The sequence below is a fragment of the Amycolatopsis sp. NPDC051061 genome (assembly GCF_040682935.1).
In the GTDB taxonomy this organism is placed as follows: Bacteria; Actinomycetota; Actinomycetes; order Mycobacteriales; family Pseudonocardiaceae; genus Amycolatopsis.
In genome coordinates this window covers 77824-93268 of sequence record NZ_JBFBBZ010000008.1, presented here as the reverse complement: position 1 = coordinate 93268, position 15445 = coordinate 77824, and the positions used below count along the sequence as shown (strand labels likewise).

The window sequence follows — 15445 nt, the reverse complement described above, 5'->3', positions numbered from 1 at the left end:
GTTCGATTCTTTCTCTCGGTGTTGCGAACGGATTGGTTGAGCTAGTCAAGTTTGAGTACTTGGTCAGAGTGCCACGAGGAGGGACGTCTAGTCAAGTTTGATTAGAAGGGCATCTTGAGGGGATCGTGGACCGTTCGTCACGGACCCGGATCATCGGCCATGGTGTAGGCGCCGTCGGAGAGCCGTTTGCTCAGGCTCTTCGCCCACTCCAGTTCGATGCGTGCGTGTCCCGCCCACAGTTCGGCCTGCTCGCGGACGTGTTCGGGAATGTCGGGGTTCGGGTTCTCCCACCCCTTGGCCTGCCCTGCGAGCTCCGCTTCCAGGTGTGCGACCCGCTCGTTGACGTGCGCGATGGCATCTGTCCTGGTCAGCATGGGCAACATGGCGATGGACGCGTTGAGCATGGTCGGGTCCTGGGTGTGCCGCAGACCGTCGCGGACCAGTTCGACTATCTCGTCACGTCCCCGAGCTGTCGCGCGGTACAGAACGCGCTCCGGCCCGGAGTTGCCTGGCTCGGCGTGTTCGGTGAGGAGACCATCAGCCGCCGCCTTCTTCAGCGCGTGATAAACCGAGCCGGGCTTGATCTTGGCCCAAGTCTCCGCACGCCAGCTCTGCAGTTCGGACCGCACCTGGTAACCATGCGCGCCGCCGGAGAGGTGCACGATACCGAGTACCAGGAGCTTCGTCGCCGACATGCGCCCACCTCCGCTGAATGTGCCGTCGGCGGACGTCACGCGGAGTGTCATCTCGTTCATGGCTTCGCTCCACTTCTCGATGCGTGTTCGTCACCGTCGGAGCATGTCGACCAGGCTTGAGGTACTGGATCTGCGAGCCCAGGCGATCACCGCGGCCCCGACCAGGAGGGCCAGTGGCAGCCACGGGCTCTGCTCCAGAATGAACACGTTGGTGATGGCCGCGCCGACCAGCACGGCGGCCAGCCCGAGAGCGGCGAGGCTCGAGAGCAGCGGGATCAGCAGCCCGACCGCGCCGGCGATCTCCAGGACGCCGACCACGTAGCGCAGCCACTGACCCGCTCCGATCTCGGTGAACATTTCAACCATGACGGGTGCGCCGGTGACCTTCATGATGCCGCCCCCGGCGAACTGGAGGGCCAGGCCTGCCTGCAGCACCCACAACCCGACGTTGGTTGCGCGGCCAGGCTTGCGGGTGTTCGCCGGAGCGTTGGTGTGCACTGTGGTGCTCATCGCACTGTCTCCTTCCATTTGCGAACGGATTGGTCGAGCTAGTCAAGTTTGAGTACTTGATCAGAGTGCCACGAGGAGGGACGCCTAGTCAAGTTTGATTAGAAGGGCATCTTGAGGGGATCGTGGACCGTTCGCCACGAACCCGGATCATCGGCCATGGTGTAGGCGCCCTCAGACAGTCGTTTGCTCAGGCTCTTCGCCCACTCCAGTTCGGTGCGTGCGTGTCCCGCCCACAGTTCGGCCTGCTCGCGGACGTGTTCGGGAATGTCGGGGTTCGGGTTCTCCCACCCCTTGGCCTGCCCTGCGAGCTCCGCTTCCAGGTGTGCGACCCGCTCGTTGACGTGCGCGATGGCATCTGTCCTGGTCAGCATGGGCAACATGGCGATGGACGCGTTGAGCATGTCCAGGTCGTGGGTGCGCCGCAGACCGTCGCGGACCAGTTCGACTATCTCGTCACGTCCCCGAGCTGTCGCGCGGTACAGAACGCGCTCCGGCCCGGAGTTGCCTGGCTCGGCGTGTTCGGTGAGGAGACCATCAGCCGCCGCCTTCTTCAGCGCGTGATAAACCGAGCCGGGCTTGATCTTGGCCCAAGTCTCCGCACGCCAGCTCTGCAGTTCGGACCGCACCTGGTAACCATGCGCGCCGCCGGAGAGGTGCACGATACCGAGTACCAGGAGCTTCGTCGCCGACATGCGCCCACCTCCGCTCAATCTGCTCGGACTCGCTCCGCGCTGCTCAACAAGTTCAATCGCCTCGGCAGCCAGCGCAAGCGCTGCCCGCGCTCGGTTCACTCACTTGCAGGCTCTAGCATATGAGCATCCCGGTACTGACCGCGGTGAGCACGCCGAACCCGATGCGGGCTGACCGTGCCGGAGGCGGCGACATCGCGCGATCTGGTGTTCGCCGGTGCGGCGCTGCACAACGCCGTCGAGCGGGCAGACACCGAGGTGGCGGGCGATACCGCGCGGCTCGCTGCACTGCTGCGCTGCTTTCCCGCAGCCGTGCGGTATCCGGCGCCACAGGACCCCGGGCCGCCGGATCCCGTGTCGCCGGGCCCCGTTTCACCTGGTCCGGGTCACCGACGCCGAACTCCCGGATACCGCCGTCAGCGCAGGAAGTCGTCGGGGGTGAGCGGCAGTCCGCGGACCCCGGACACCGGTGGCGAGGTTACGCCGGCCGACAGTTCAGCCTCCGCGGGCTCGCGGAACTCATCGCCGAGACGACGACGCACCACTTGGATAGCCCCCGCAGCTCAACGCCTGGCGCTGGTCCACGACCGAGCATGATCGACTTGTTGCAGTAGCCCACCCCCAACCGGACACCATCAGCTCGTGCTGAGCGGAGTCCGTGTGCGTATTGGTCGTGTCCGGAGGGGTGTGGTAACTCAGGACATCGGAATGGGGTGTCGCACGACATCGGAATAGGTGGCTGTGACCAGGCTGGGGGATGTCGAAACGTCGTCTGGTCGTCACTGCCGTGCTTGCCGGGTCTAGACCTCGCCCCTCGATCGACTCGGCGTCTCAGACAGCCGCAACCACCTGGCGTGCCCTGACGACCCACAACGCGGAACGCCTCTTTCCGCGACTGCGAGCGGCGTGAGGCGGCCTTCTGTCCCGCGCGATCTGAACGCGCGGGACAGAAGTGATGCGCGAATGTGCCGTCAGGCCACGCAGTTCGCCAGCTCGGGACTCGACGCGGGAACCCCCTGCGGCCCGAAGAACAGCTTGGCGCAGGCGCTCAGGAACGCCGTGTTCTCCTCGGCGATCCAGTGTCCGCTGTCCGGCGCGACGACGCCGCGAACGTCGTCGCCCACCTGCCTGAACGAGTTGGCGACGACCACGCCGAAGGAGAACTCCGCGCCCATCGCCAGTACCGGCATCCGCAGGCGCTTGTGTGCGTTGGCACGGTTGTCCGCGGCGTCGCCCGCGAACGCCCGGTAGTACCCGTAGCCCGCGGTCCGGCGCGCCGGACTCGCGTAGGCCGCGAAGGAGGCCGCCTGGTCGATGCGGTCGGGATGCCGTGCGCTGCTGAAGAGGAAGCCGAGGTACGTCGACACGTCGTCGTTGTCGATCAGCCTCTCCGGGACCGGAGCGGCGGTCTGGTTCAGGCCGAGGTGGAAGCTGACCCCGTAGAGTTCTTCGAGGCCGAACCCGGACAGCGGTGTCGACAGCGCGGCCATCCGGACGACCTCGGTCGGATAGTCGCGGGCGTACGGGTAGGCCACGAGCGAACCGACGTCGTGGGCGAGAAGGGAAACCTGACTGAAGCCCAGCTTGTGGACACCCTCGCGAATGCGCTTGGCGGTGGTCACCTTGTCATAGCCGCCTGCCGGAATTTTCGAGTCGCCCAGTCCAGGCAGGTCGAACGCGATGACGGTGTGGTTCTGGGCGAGGGACGGCATGACCTTCGCCCACGAGCGCCAGGTCTGGGGCCAGCCGTGCAACAGCACCAACGGCGGTCCGGACCCGCCGCGGACGTAGTACAGCGTGGTGCCCTCCACGGCAACGGTTCCGTGGCTGAAACCCGGGAGATCCCCGGACCCCGACCGGTCGGCCACCGGCGGCTCGGCACTGGCGGCCGAACCGGCCAAGAGGACGACCGCGGCCAGGGCGGCGTAGACGCTTCGGCTCGCACGCCGAAAAGCGCTGGTTTTTCGAAACACTCGACTCTCCTTGGATTAGGCAGCGCGTAGTGATCTTTTTGCGCGGACACCATCAGTCGGCCGGCAGAGCCTGTTCGGGGTTGCGCCACGCCTCAGCGCCGGCCACCTAGATCTCCTTGCGCCGCAACAGTTCCCGCAGCGCCTGGAACGTGGCAACCTCGTACACCGTCCGGGCCGCCCGTTCCCGTTCCCGTCCCCGGGTGTCCGTGCGATAGATCAGGCTGACCAGTCACCAGATGTGCCGCGGTGCTCCGGCACCGTCTCCCTGAACGGGTAGTAGGTCAGGTTCCCCGCTGTCGCGTACCGGCGGATCAGCGCCAACGCCTCGATCACCGGCCGGTGCACGGTGTTGTTGCTGCGAAACTCCAGCATATCCAGCAGCAGGACCAGCCCGCGTCGGCAGTGCCCGGGTAGGAGGCGCGCAGCGTGGTCCGCACGGTGCGCCGATACACCGCGCCCTTGGTTTTGAACTCGTGTACCAACTCTCGTGACGTCGTCTCGCCGCCGGTCACCGCCGGGAACACCACCTCTCGCTGACCCGTACCCGCAGCGCTTTACGGCGACGATCAGCCCGGATGGCAACACGATCACAGGTCGCTGGGAGAAGGCCACCGATGGTGAGACCTGGGAAACCGACCTTGATCTGATTTATCGCCGAGCGACCTGAATGCAGAGCTCACCCCCAGGTGCGGGCGCGCTGATGCTCAGGCGGACTTGAGATCCTCGCTGTCGTCCTCTCGCCGCAGCTCGGCGTCGAGCTGGACGCACCGGTCGTACTCGGGCAACAGTCCCTGCCGGGCGGCGTCCTCGAGCGAGATGGCGTCCCGGTCCCGGGGCGAGAGGATCATCTCCACCCCGTCCGGGATCGGCAGCGCCAATCGAGGGTCCAGCGCCGAGACTGCGAGTTCGTTCTCGGGGACGTAGCTGCCATTCAGCATGTAGGACATCACCGTATCGTCCTCGAGGGCGAAGAAGGCGTGTCCGACCCCCACAGGGAAGTACACCGACCGGAACGATTCCTGGTTCATCTCGACGCACTCCCACCGTCCGTAGGTCGGTGAGCCCACGCGCAGATCGACGACAATGTCCAGGGCGCTACCGTGGGCGCAGCTCACATACTTCGCGACTCCGGGCGGCGTTCGGGTGTAGTGGATCCCGCGGAGCGCCCCGCGCCGGGACCGGCTCTGGTTGGCCTGTCGCACGGGAAACGTGTGCTGGCCCCGCGCCTGGGCGAGTGCGGGTCCCTGGAACGGTGCCACGAAGAGCCCCCGCTCGTCGGGGTACGCCGAGGGCGTGAACTCGAGCGCACCCTCGACAGCCAGTTCTCGGATCTCCACGTGTCTACTCCTCTTTCGTCGAGCCGTCTCAGATTCTGCCCAGCACGTCACAAAGGGCGTCGACGGTGCGGTCCTGGTCGTCGCGCCGCAGCGAAGCAAACATCGGCAGGGAAAAGATCTCGCCCGCGAGTTTCTCCGTTACCGGTAGCGAGCCCTCTCGGTACCCGAGATGGGCGAACCCCGTCATCAGGTGAACCGGCCACCGGTAGCTGACGTTCAGCTGAACACCATGCTCCCGCATCGCCGCGATGATCGAATCGCGTTCCGGGTGCCTCACCACGTAGACGTAGTAGACGTGCTCGTTTCCCTTCACGGTCGACGGCAGCGTCAGCGCGGTATCGCCAAGATCGCGCCCGTAGCGCGCTGCGACCGCGCGTCGTTGGTCGATGTAGCGATCCAGCCGGGTGAGCTTCTTCCGCAAAATCTCGGCGTGCACTTCGTCGAGTCGACTGTTGTGCGCCGGCGTCGCGACGGTGTGGTAGTCGGACTCCATGCCGTAGAAGCGCAAGCGGCGCAGTGCACGGTCGGTCTCCTCGTGCGGCGTCAGCACCGCACCGCCGTCGCCGTACGCACCGAGAACCTTGGTCGGGTAGAACGAGAAGCTGGAGGCATCCCCCCAAGTACCGGCAACATGTCCATGCTGGCGGGCGCCGTGGGCCTGGGCGCAGTCCTCGACCACGACCAGTCCGTGCTCACGGGCGATCGCGCTCACAGCGGCCATGTCGACGCACTGACCGTATAGATGGACCGGGACGATCGCCTTGGTCCGAGCCGTGATCGCAGCACTGACGAGGGTCGTGTCCATCAGGAAGTCATCCTCGCGGACGTCGACGAAGACCGGTGTCGCACCCGTCGACACGATTGCGACAACGGTGGGAGCCGCGGTATTGGACACGGTGATGACTTCGTCTCCCGGACCGATGCCCAACGCCTCCAGCGCAAGCTTGATGGCGTTCGTGCCGTTGTCGACGCCTACGCAGTGTGCGACGCGATGGTAACCGGCGAACTCCTGCTCGAACATGTGCACGCTCTTGCCGAGGATGAGCTTTCCGGCGCTGAAGACCGTGTCGACACACTCGAGTATCTCCTCGCGCTCCCGCTGGTACTCGTCGAGATAGCCCCATACGTGGACCGTCATCGTCAACTCCATTTCTGCTTTCGGTCGCGGGTCGTCTTATCGCGAGTTCCCGGAGGCCGACGACACCGCATTGCGGAACTCCGCGGCAATGCGTTCTACGTCAGCGTCGGTCAGCGCCTGGTGCAGGGGCAGGCAGAGCGTCCGGTCGACAGCGCGCTCGGCGCGGGGCAGGCTCGCCGCCGATCCGTAAGCCCGGACACGGTGCAGTGCCGGGTAGCGGAATGTGGTGTAGATTCCGCGTTCGAGGAGCGTTCGCGCCACCCGGTCGCGCACCTCGGGCTCCATCTGGACCCAATACAAGTAATAGGACGACCTGTGGTCGACGGGGAGCGGCGGGGGAGTGCGAACACCGGTCAAGTCGACGAGTTCGCGGTCGTAGAATTCGGCGACCGCCCTGCGGCGCTTGATGAATGCCTCCACCTTGGGGAGCTGCACCAGCCCCATCGCCGCCTGCATGTCATTCATGACCGAGCGGCCGGAGAACGACGAGACCTCGAACTCCCACCAGCGCGACTCGACCAGGGGGGCTTGCGACAGCCCGCTGAACTGTTCCAGCCCCAGGTACGCCAGCTTCCTGCCGCGCGCGACCATCTCGGGGTCGCGGGCCCACAGCATGCCACCGTCGCCGGTGACCAGAATCTTCATGCTGTCGAAGCTCCACAGCCCGATATCGCCCACGGTTCCACACGCCTGCTCGCCTACGCGCGACGCGACCGAGCAGGCCGAATCCTCGATGAGCAGGACGCCGCGCTCCCGGCACAGACGGGCGATCTCGACGACATCGCCCGGGTAGCCTCCGTAATGGAGAAGGACCACTGCCCGGGTCCGCTTGGTCAGTGCTGCCTCGACGTCGTCCACGGTCGGGTTCAGAGTCCGCTCGTCGACATCGCAGAAGACAGGACGCGCACCCGTCGCGGCCACTGCATTGCCCGCGGCGACGTAGCTGACGGTCGGCAGCACTGCCTCACAGTCCGGGCCGAGGTCGGCGAGCTTCGCAGCCATGAACAGGCCTGCCGTGCACGAACTGATCGAGGTCACCTGTTCGGCGTCGACACCGAGGTGCCCAGCGAACGCCTGCTCGAAAGCATCCGCCCGAGGACCCTTGCCTAACCAGGACGAGTCGAAGACCTCTGCGAGCGCGGCAAGTTCGTCCTCGCCCACTGTCGGCTGGAAGATTCTGATCACCAAGGCCTCCTGCACTCCGACGTCTCCAGCCGGTGGCTGGTCCTTTTCGTCTGTGAAGAATGAGTATGCAGATCACCGTTGCCCGTGACCAGGCTGCCGTGCACTCGCCGACTATGAGAATCTCACGAAACCGGTGGGATCGGTCCAGGTTCGATCCGTGGATTCATCCGTTTCGCCGTCCGATGGACCGTGATACTCTTTTTAATAATTATTTGAGGGAACAGCCTTTCGACGTGGCACGATGCGAATCGACCAACGTCCGACTTGACGCCTCGCACAAACTCGCACAAACAAGGTGAGCTATCGGAGGAGTACTCGTGGACGAAGTAACCCCAAGCGAGCACGGGAAACGAGCGGTAATCGGGCTCGTCATCCTGGCGCTGCCGACGCTGATGATGGCCATGGATCTCAGCATTCTGTACGTGGCGGTTCCGGCTCTGTCGGTAGATCTCGGTGCAAACTCGACGGAGCAGTTGTGGGCTCTGGACCTCTACGGTTTCGTGGTCGCCGCACTCCTGATCACCATGGGGAATCTCGGTGATCGCATCGGACGTCGGCGCCTGCTTCTGATTGGGGCGAGCGCGTTCGCCGTGTTGTCGGCGGTGGCCGCGTACTCGCCGAGCATTGAGGTGCTGATCGCGGCGCGTGGTGTACTCGGTGTCGCCGGAGCGACTCTCATGCCTTCGACGCTGGCGCTCCTCAACAGCCTGTTCACTGACAAGCGGCACCATGCCATGGCCATCGGCGCCTATATGAGCTGCTTCATGGGCGGTATCGCGCTCGGCCCGGTCGTCGGCGGCGTACTGCTCGAACACTTCTGGTGGGGCTCAACGCTCCTCCTCCCAGTACCTGTGATGGTCCTACTGGTGGTGGCCGCTCCTTTCCTGCTGCCCGAGGCGCGGGGCGGCGAGATCCGCGGCCGCATTGACCTGCGCAGCGTCGTACTCTCGCTCGTCGCGATCCTCCCGTTCGTCTACGGCGTGAAGGAGATCGCCAAGAATGGCCTCACGGGCGTCGCCGTCCTTGCCCTCGTCGTTGGGGTACTCGCGGGCGTAATATTCGTGCGGCGGCAGAGTCGTCTCGCCGAGCCGCTACTCGACGTCTCGCTGTTCCGCAACCGGGTCTTTGCCTCGGCAGCGACCCTCATGTTGCTGATGGGGATCATGTCCGGGTACGCCTTCCTCGTCGCGCTGTACCTCCAATCGGTGGCCGGTTACTCCCCGCTCACGACGGGCTTGTGGCTGATCGCCCCCACGTTCGCAGGCATGGTCGGGTCCATGCTGGCCCCGGCGTTCACGCGCCGCATCCCGCCGGGCAAAGTGATCGTTTCGGGCATGATCATCTCGGTGCTCGGGCTCGTCGCAGTGACCCAGGTTGGCCCGGAGAGCGGCGTGGCCCTGCTCATGTCCGGGTTCGTGGTGGCGTCGCTGGGAGCCGGTCCGGCGGGCGCATTGGGAGCCGGGCTCATCATGACTTCGGCTCCGCAGGAGAAGGCGGGCTCGGCGGCTGCTGTCTCAGAGACCAGTGGCGACTTCGGTGTCTCCCTCGGCATTGCCTTGACAGGCAGCATCGCCGCGGCCATTTACCGCAGCGCCTTCAGTGACCCTGTTCCGGGCGTCGACGCCGCATCGACCGCACGGGAGAGCGTCGCCGGCGCGATGTCGGTGGCCCAGGGTATTCCAGGGCCGGCCGGCGAGGAGCTGGCGCGTAGGGCGGCCGAGGCATTCACCGATGGGCTCAACGTGGCCGCCGCCTTCGGGGGTGTAGTCGCGCTCGTTCTCGCAGTCGTCGCGGGCATCTCGCTGCGCCACGTCCCAGCCCACGGGGACGGCAAGGATGGGGCCGACGACGCCAGCACCGCCTCGCCCACGGATACGGATGCGTCGACCGACGACCGCGGCACTATTCGCGACCTCGTGGACGAGCAGGGCATCAACGGCGCTGAAGACACCGGGCATTCGCGGACGAGCCGATGACGTACGGAGCCGATTTCGTCGAGATCTACGAGACGGTCTACGAGGCCCGTGGCAAGGACTGGGTGCGTGAGGCCGAGGCGGTCGTCGCGCTCGTGCGCGAGCGGTATCCGCAAGCCGGATCGTTGCTCGACGTGGCCTGCGGGACAGCAGCCCACCTGGAGACGTTCGCACAGCTGGTGGGTGACGTCGAGGGGCTCGAGCTCTCCGAGCCGATGTTGCGGCGCGCATGGGACCGCTTCCCGTCCCGGGTGCACCGCGGCGACATGCGCAACTTCCGGCTGCCGCGCCGGTTCGACGCCGTCACCTGCCTGTTCCATGCCATTGGGTACGTTGAGAGCCGCGAGGAACTCCATGCGGCGATCCAGGCGATGGCCCAACACTTGGTTCTCGGCGGCGTGCTCGTCATCGAGCCCTGGTGGTTCCCCGAAAATTTCCTCGACGGGTACCTCGCCGCCGACGCGGCGCATGTCGAGGGGAGTGCAATCGCTCGGGTATCGCACACCTCGAGTCAAGGTCGTCACTCGCGGCTCGAGTCCCGGTACCTGATCGCCCGCGCCGAAGGGATCCGGGAGGTCACCCAGGTCCACGAACTCATGCTCTTCACCCGGGATGAGTACATGCAGGCCTTCGATGAAGCCGGCTGCCCCGCAACGTACTACGCCGAAGGCATCAACGGGCGGGGCATCTTCGTCGGAGTTAAGGGTTCCAGCACCGAAACCCGCCCCGTGCGGAGCCGGGACGGTGGAGCGAGCCCGGAGCCGTCGCGCACTCAGGCCTCGCGCCAAGGCGAGGGGGAGCCGTCATGAGACACCCTCTGTCAACCTCAGGCCGCCGAAGGCGGCTGCAGGGCCTGGCGGCGGTTGGCCAGGGTGCGCAGGGCCGTGTGGTGGCTCTTGCCCGCCGCGATTTTCCCGTCGTAGAACTGGCGCGCCCAGATGCTGCGGGTCAGGCTGCAGAAGGTCCACTGGTGCACGGCGGTGCCCAGGTAGTGGTTGTGCGCCAGGCGGCGGGCGATGACGAATTCGCTGCGGCCGGAGCGGCGGGTGTCCTCATCGGGACGACACCTCCGAGACGTCAAGCCTCCAGCCAAAACCTCCGAGGACGCTGTCTCATGTCAGTCCTCGCGGGACAAGCACCGAGAGCGTTCCCCGGAGGTTCCAGCCATGAAAGAAGGTAGTCCTATCAGTACCTTCGGTTCAGTGCGCTCCCTGGACGGGACGCAGATCGCGTACGAGCGCTTCGGCAGTGGTCCCGCCGTGGTGCTCGTGTGTGGGGCGATGGACGACGGCACCGAGAACGCTCCGCTCGGTCTCGAACTCGCGTCGCGGTTCACCGTTTACAACTACGCGCGGCGCGGCCGAGGCGACAGCGGGGACGTCGCACCGTACGCCGTTCGCCGCGAGATCGAGGACTTGGCCGCGGTGATCGACGAAGCCGGCGGGTCGACCCATGTCTTCGGGGCGTGCTCAGGTGGTGCGCTGGCGTTGGAGGCAGCGGCGGCTGGTGTCGCGATGAACAGGCTGGTCGTCTACGACTTGCCCTACGACATGGGTGCGGACGCGGCGGTTCAGCATAGTCGGTACATACAGCGCGTACGAGCCCTGCTCGACGAGGGCCGGCGGGCCGAGGCATTCGAGCTCTCGATGCGCGCTTGGGGCTCGCCGGAGGAGTCGGTGCGGCGAGCAAGGAAGCATCCGAAGTGGTCACACCTGATCAGTCTGGCTCATACGCTACCTTACGACGCCGCCTGCATGGGGACCACCAATCAGCCACCGGCCGAGCGATTCTCACGGATCGGCGTGCCCACGCTCGTGCTCAACGGCAGCGCGTCGCAGGACCACCCAACAATGAGCGAGCTCCGACCGAACTTCTTTGGTGAGGCGGCCGACGCCGTCGCCGCCTGTGTCCCCTCGGCACAGCGCGGCGTCGTCGCCGAAGGACCGCACGTCATCGACGCCGAGAGGCTGAAGGGCCCGATCGGCGACTTCCTGCTCGACGAGTCCCCTGCCCGCACAACCATGTGAATGGAGAGTCCATGCGTGTCATGATCACGTGCTTTCCGGCGCCCGCTCACTTCTGGCCGCTCGTACCCTACGCGTGGGCGTTGCAGAGCGCGGGTCACGACGTGCGTGTGGTGGCGCCGTCCGGGTTCCCCTCCCCCACCGGCATCATATCCACGGACTTCGCGCAGCGCGTAACCGAGTCCGGCATCGTCGCTGTGCCCTGTGGGCCGCCGACACCGCTGGCGGTACACGATTGCGACGACTCGGGCTTCGCCGACGTGCTCCCGAACCCAGAGGAGACCGAGCGATACGTGCGGGCGTTATCCGTGCACGAGCGCGTCGAGCGTGACATGTGGGACGTCTTCTACCACTACGCGATCCTCGCCATCCGGAACTACCAACCGCCGCGGCCGCGCGAAGACATCGACGAGATCGTCGCTTTCGCGAAAGACTGGCGCCCGGATCTCGTGCTGTGGGAGCCGTGGTTCCCCTGCGGCGCGGTCGCAGCCAAGGCGAGCGGAGCGGCCCATGTCCGTACCCTCATCTCTCCCGACTACACAGCGTGGGCTCACGAGCGGTTCGTGAGCAAGGGACTGCCGAGCATGCTGGCGGAGGCGATGCAACCGCTGGCCGAGCACCACGGCGTGACGGTCGACGACGAGCTGTTGCTGGGGCAGGCGACGCTCGATCCGATCCCCGCGGGCATGCGGCTACCCACCCGGACTCCCACCGTTCCCGTCCGGTACCTGCCCTACAGTGGCGGGAGCGTGTCCGAGCGCTGGTTGCGGGCCGAACCAACGCGACCGCGAATGGCGATTAGTCTCGGGGTCTCCGCCCGGGCCGTCGACAAGGGCGACAGCACGGGCCGGATCCCGGCGCTGCTCGAGGCGGTCGACGGGCTGGACGTTGAGGTAATCGCAACCCTCAACAAGGACCAGCTCTCCGACCAGGTCGAGACGCTGCCGGACAACGTTCGCGCCATGGACTACGTCCCCTTGTCACAGCTGCTGCCGACCTGCTCCGCGCTGGTCAACCACGGGAGCTTCGGGACCGTCATAGCTGGTCTCGCCCATGCCGTACCGCAGATAGTGTGCGACACCGACGAGCCGACGAGGTACTTCGGCCGCGCGACCCCGGACGGCATCGAGTGGGATCGAACGTCGCCCAAACAAGGCTACTCGACCCTCACAGCGAACTACCTGGCCGACCGGGGTGCGGGGGGCCGACTCGACCACCAGAAGCAGTCAATCTCCGAGATCCGCTCGATGCTGCGTCGCGTCGTCGAGGACCCCGAAGTGCGCGACGCTGCGCTCCGACTTCGGGAGGAGGAGTGGGCGTCGACACCGACTCCCGCACAACTCGTGCCGTGGCTCGAGAAACTCGCCCAGGAAGGCTGATTGTGGATCTCGACTCCCGGAGTGAGTAGACATCGGTGTCTGCGGGGCGGGAGAATCGGAGTTCTTCAGGCAACGATTCGACTGAAACGCAAGGGCATCTCGGCGGCGCATTCGGACTGGCGCTGCTGGTCACTCTGGCCGTCCGATCAGTGCAAAGTGACGTGGCCGCCGGCATTGCGCCGCCGGTTGCCCGACGAACGGCTACTCACTGGCGATCGTCATCTGCGCAGTGCTTCTGGCCATCGGCGGTCTGCCCAGCCTGTTGTTGATGGAGAACTTCAAGCCAGAGTCACCGCCAGGGGTTGGCTCGCCCAAGGGTGAGGGCGAGTCGGGTGCGGAGCCGGACGCCGAAACCCCGGTCCTTGGGGCGGCACGTACCTGAGGGTAGTGCTTACCGACATGGGCGGGGCAGGCCGGACGGCTTGCCCCGCCCGACCCACGTGGTGCCGCGAACAGCGTTGTGATAATCGAAGTTTACTCGTAGAGGATAGGGCGCGATCATTTCCGGGGAGACTTGTCGCGCTTTGCGCGATCCAACGGATAGGCGCTGGGTGATTGTGCGTGTGAGTGTTGGCCCCACTTCTGGATCTTGAGTCTGGGGTCACGGGGGGCGGTCGAACCGGCTGGCTCGTGGTAAGGGTCGGTTATTGCTGCGGCGGGTCGAACAGGTGCCCGGTGTGATCACCGCTGAGCAGGAAGACGAACCGGTCGAGGTCGGTTCGCAGCTGGCTGATGTCGTAGGCGCGGCGCGGTCGGCGGCCGCGGTGAACTGAGCCCGGATAGTGGGCAGCCGCAGGGCGCGGCAGGCGGTGTCGATGGCGGCCTCGGCGGCCTGCTCGGTCAGACCCCGATGTCGTTGAGCGGTCATGTTCGCTCCTCGGGTCAGTCAGCGTGGACTCAGCGTGGGTTGCGGCTGGGGTGGCGCAGCAACTGGTCGTAAGCGGCCACCGACGGCAGCGGTCGAGTGTCGGTGGGCAGCGGCGAGCTCAACCGCCGTTCGGTCAGCGACCGCACTCCCGCGGGCGGCCCAGACGATGGCGGGGATGGGATGGATGTCCGGCTGTCGACCGTGATCTGGTCGGCTTGGGCAGCTTTGCGGCCTCGACCGCGACCGCGTCCGGGGTGAGCGCGCCGGCCGCCAGGGCGGTGGCGATGCCGGCCACGACGTGCTCGTGGGCCATGCCGCGGTGCAGCAGCAGGACCTGGATCAGCGCGCGGGTGCCCTCGGCGTCACCGCGGATCTTGCGCACCGCCGCCCACCAGGCGTCGTGCACGGGGTGAACTTGCCGACGGCGCGGGCCTGTTCCAGCACGGTCGAGCCGGGCAGCGCACCCGGCTTCCGCACCAGCGCAGTGGCGGGCGACTTCCCGTCGGCCATCGAAGATCACCAGCTTGGAAGCGTGCAGCAGCACCCGGACCGTGCGGCCGATCAGCCGGATCGGCACCGAGTACTGGTTCTGTCGCACGGTGACCTGGCTGAAGCGGTCCATCCGCGGGGTGAACAACCGGCCGGTCTCGAACGGCTCAGTCGGCAACCGGGCCGGCAGCGGCCGTTCGATGGCGAAGTGCTCGCCGACGCTATGCGGGCGAGACCCGATCCGGCGGGCATCGTCGGCGGCGTCCCACTCGTCGATCAGGGCGTTGAGCTCGGCGAGCGAGTCCACCTCCGGGACCGGGACCAGGTGGTTGCGGCGGAAGCGCCGATCTCCCCCTCCACACCACCCTTCTCATGCGCGCCCTTGATGCCGGGCTGGCAGTAGAAGGTGTCCAGGCCGAAGTGGGAGCGGAACGCGAGCCACCGTTCGTTCTCCACCCGGGCGCGGGAGAACCCCAGGACCTGGCGCACCGCCGAGCGCAGGTTGTCGTAGCGGACCTTGCCGGTCGGAATCCCGCCCAGGCACGCTGAAGGCGTGCACGTGTCGTTCGGTGGCGGCAGGGGCGCTTTCGATGTGGGCGTCGGCGCCATCGGGGCCGAGGTAGCGGCTGGCGAGGCCCAGCGTTGCTCGACGGTGACGGAGTCCTCGATCGCGATGATCGAGCCCTCGCTGAGGCGTGCTGCGGCTCAACCAGCTCGGCGTGCTCCCGCACCCGGTTGGACGCTGAATTTGCAGCAACGATGACCGCTATCGGGAGGTTCCTAGCGTTGAACGTGCAACAATTAAACGCACGAGCTACCTGCCCATGCTCAAATGGTGAGATCTACACAAAGTTCAGCCCCGCTGGTGGCGTCCGCACTGCGACGCAGGTGGCGTACTGGCTGACGTTGATGTCGGTCGCACTACGTCTTGCCAGGCTTGCGGCGACGTGGGCCACGGCGGGATCGGATCGCGGGGATCGCCTTCACCAGGGCTTGAGCGCGTAGGAGTCGTTAGTGTTCGCGGTCGAGACACCAACGACAAGCGGCACCCCACCGCGTTCGGACATGACGTGGATCGTCGAACGGGGCTTGCCGCGGTCGACCGGACTCGGCCCGGTCAGCGATCCCCCTTTTCGCACGCACCGATGCCGCGGGACCAGTCGACCTGAAACGGTACCCCGAACG

At 66.3% G+C, this 15445-nt stretch carries 15 protein-coding genes; 4 read left to right on the top strand and 11 right to left on the bottom strand.

The annotated features are described in order from the left end of the window. Positions 1-137: 137 nt before the first annotated feature. The 8 genes from AB0N03_RS13005 to AB0N03_RS12970 form a co-directional block, all read right to left on the bottom strand. Entirely contained in the window at positions 138-755 is a 618-nt protein-coding gene (locus AB0N03_RS13005) for a PadR family transcriptional regulator (RefSeq protein ID WP_364369856.1), read from the bottom strand. 30 nt (positions 756-785) lie between these two features. After that, complete coding sequence (locus AB0N03_RS13000) at positions 786-1205, bottom strand: DoxX family protein (protein WP_364369853.1); 420 nt, start codon at positions 1203-1205, stop codon at positions 786-788. 98 nt (positions 1206-1303) lie between these two features. Continuing rightward, positions 1304-1897 (bottom strand): PadR family transcriptional regulator, encoded by a 594-nt coding sequence (locus AB0N03_RS12995; RefSeq protein WP_364369851.1) that lies wholly within the window; start codon positions 1895-1897, stop codon positions 1304-1306. Positions 1898-2865: 968 nt separating this feature from the next. Continuing rightward, a complete protein-coding gene (locus AB0N03_RS12990) occupies positions 2866-3867 on the bottom strand; it encodes an alpha/beta hydrolase (protein WP_364369848.1) in 1002 nt (333 codons plus the stop codon). Positions 3868-4083: 216 nt separating this feature from the next. Further along, positions 4084-4239, bottom strand: a complete 156-nt coding sequence (locus AB0N03_RS12985; RefSeq protein WP_364369845.1) for a hypothetical protein — start codon at positions 4237-4239, stop codon at positions 4084-4086. Positions 4240-4571: 332 nt separating this feature from the next. Beyond that, positions 4572-5204 (bottom strand): dTDP-4-dehydrorhamnose 3,5-epimerase family protein, encoded by a 633-nt coding sequence (locus AB0N03_RS12980; RefSeq protein WP_364369842.1) that lies wholly within the window; start codon positions 5202-5204, stop codon positions 4572-4574. Positions 5205-5232: 28 nt separating this feature from the next. After that, entirely contained in the window at positions 5233-6342 is a 1110-nt protein-coding gene (locus tag AB0N03_RS12975; protein WP_364369839.1) for a DegT/DnrJ/EryC1/StrS family aminotransferase, read from the bottom strand. Positions 6343-6378: 36 nt separating this feature from the next. Beyond that, the gene (locus AB0N03_RS12970) at positions 6379-7527 is read right to left on the bottom strand and encodes a DegT/DnrJ/EryC1/StrS family aminotransferase (RefSeq protein WP_364369836.1); all 1149 of its coding nucleotides are present in this window, start codon (positions 7525-7527) and stop codon (positions 6379-6381) included. A gap of 317 nt (positions 7528-7844) precedes the next feature. Here AB0N03_RS12970 and AB0N03_RS12965 point away from each other — a divergent pair, with 317 nt between their 5' ends. Together AB0N03_RS12965 and AB0N03_RS12960 are read left to right on the top strand one after the other, a co-directional pair. Further along, the gene (locus AB0N03_RS12965; protein WP_364369833.1) at positions 7845-9503 is read left to right on the top strand and encodes an MFS transporter; all 1659 of its coding nucleotides are present in this window, start codon (positions 7845-7847) and stop codon (positions 9501-9503) included. After that, positions 9500-10309 (top strand): class I SAM-dependent methyltransferase, encoded by an 810-nt coding sequence (locus tag AB0N03_RS12960; RefSeq protein WP_360677092.1) that lies wholly within the window; start codon positions 9500-9502, stop codon positions 10307-10309. Before AB0N03_RS12965 ends, AB0N03_RS12960 begins: the two co-directional genes overlap by 4 nt. Before the next feature lie 17 nt (positions 10310-10326). Here AB0N03_RS12960 and AB0N03_RS12955 read toward each other — a convergent pair whose 3' ends face one another. Next, on the bottom strand, positions 10327-10581 hold the full coding sequence (locus AB0N03_RS12955; RefSeq protein WP_364369830.1) for a hypothetical protein: 255 nt from the start codon (positions 10579-10581) through the stop codon (positions 10327-10329). Positions 10582-10702: 121 nt separating this feature from the next. Between AB0N03_RS12955 and AB0N03_RS12950 the strand changes: the two genes are divergently transcribed. Further along, positions 10703-11527, top strand: coding sequence for an alpha/beta fold hydrolase (locus AB0N03_RS12950; protein WP_364369827.1), 825 nt, complete (start codon positions 10703-10705; stop codon positions 11525-11527). Positions 11528-11538: 11 nt separating this feature from the next. Then, positions 11539-12903, top strand: coding sequence for a nucleotide disphospho-sugar-binding domain-containing protein (locus AB0N03_RS12945; protein ID WP_364369824.1), 1365 nt, complete (start codon positions 11539-11541; stop codon positions 12901-12903). A gap of 1001 nt (positions 12904-13904) precedes the next feature. Here AB0N03_RS12945 and AB0N03_RS12940 read toward each other — a convergent pair. Both AB0N03_RS12940 and AB0N03_RS12935 read right to left on the bottom strand, forming a co-directional pair. Beyond that, positions 13905-14567, bottom strand: a complete 663-nt coding sequence (locus tag AB0N03_RS12940; protein WP_364369821.1) for a hypothetical protein — start codon at positions 14565-14567, stop codon at positions 13905-13907. After that, a complete protein-coding gene (locus AB0N03_RS12935) occupies positions 14537-14869 on the bottom strand; it encodes a hypothetical protein (RefSeq protein ID WP_364369818.1) in 333 nt (110 codons plus the stop codon). The genes AB0N03_RS12940 and AB0N03_RS12935 overlap by 31 nt, the downstream gene beginning before the upstream one ends. Positions 14870-15445 lie beyond the last annotated feature (576 nt).

Excerpts from the sequence above, each read along its gene's own strand:
- AB0N03_RS13005 (WP_364369856.1), bottom strand. The coding sequence starts at position 755 with ATGAACGAGATGACACTCCGCGTGACGTCCGCCGACGGCACATTCAGC.
- AB0N03_RS13000 (WP_364369853.1), bottom strand. The coding sequence starts at position 1,205 with ATGAGCACCACAGTGCACACCAACGCTCCGGCGAACACCCGCAAGCCT.
- AB0N03_RS12995 (WP_364369851.1), bottom strand. The coding sequence starts at position 1,897 with ATGTCGGCGACGAAGCTCCTGGTACTCGGTATCGTGCACCTCTCCGGC.
- AB0N03_RS12985 (WP_364369845.1), bottom strand. The coding sequence starts at position 4,239 with ATGCTGGAGTTTCGCAGCAACAACACCGTGCACCGGCCGGTGATCGAG.
- AB0N03_RS12975 (WP_364369839.1), bottom strand. The coding sequence starts at position 6,342 with ATGACGGTCCACGTATGGGGCTATCTCGACGAGTACCAGCGGGAGCGC.
- AB0N03_RS12960 (WP_360677092.1), top strand. The coding sequence starts at position 9,500 with ATGACGTACGGAGCCGATTTCGTCGAGATCTACGAGACGGTCTACGAG.
- AB0N03_RS12945 (WP_364369824.1), top strand. The coding sequence starts at position 11,539 with ATGCGTGTCATGATCACGTGCTTTCCGGCGCCCGCTCACTTCTGGCCG.
- AB0N03_RS12935 (WP_364369818.1), bottom strand. The coding sequence starts at position 14,869 with ATGGCGCCGACGCCCACATCGAAAGCGCCCCTGCCGCCACCGAACGAC.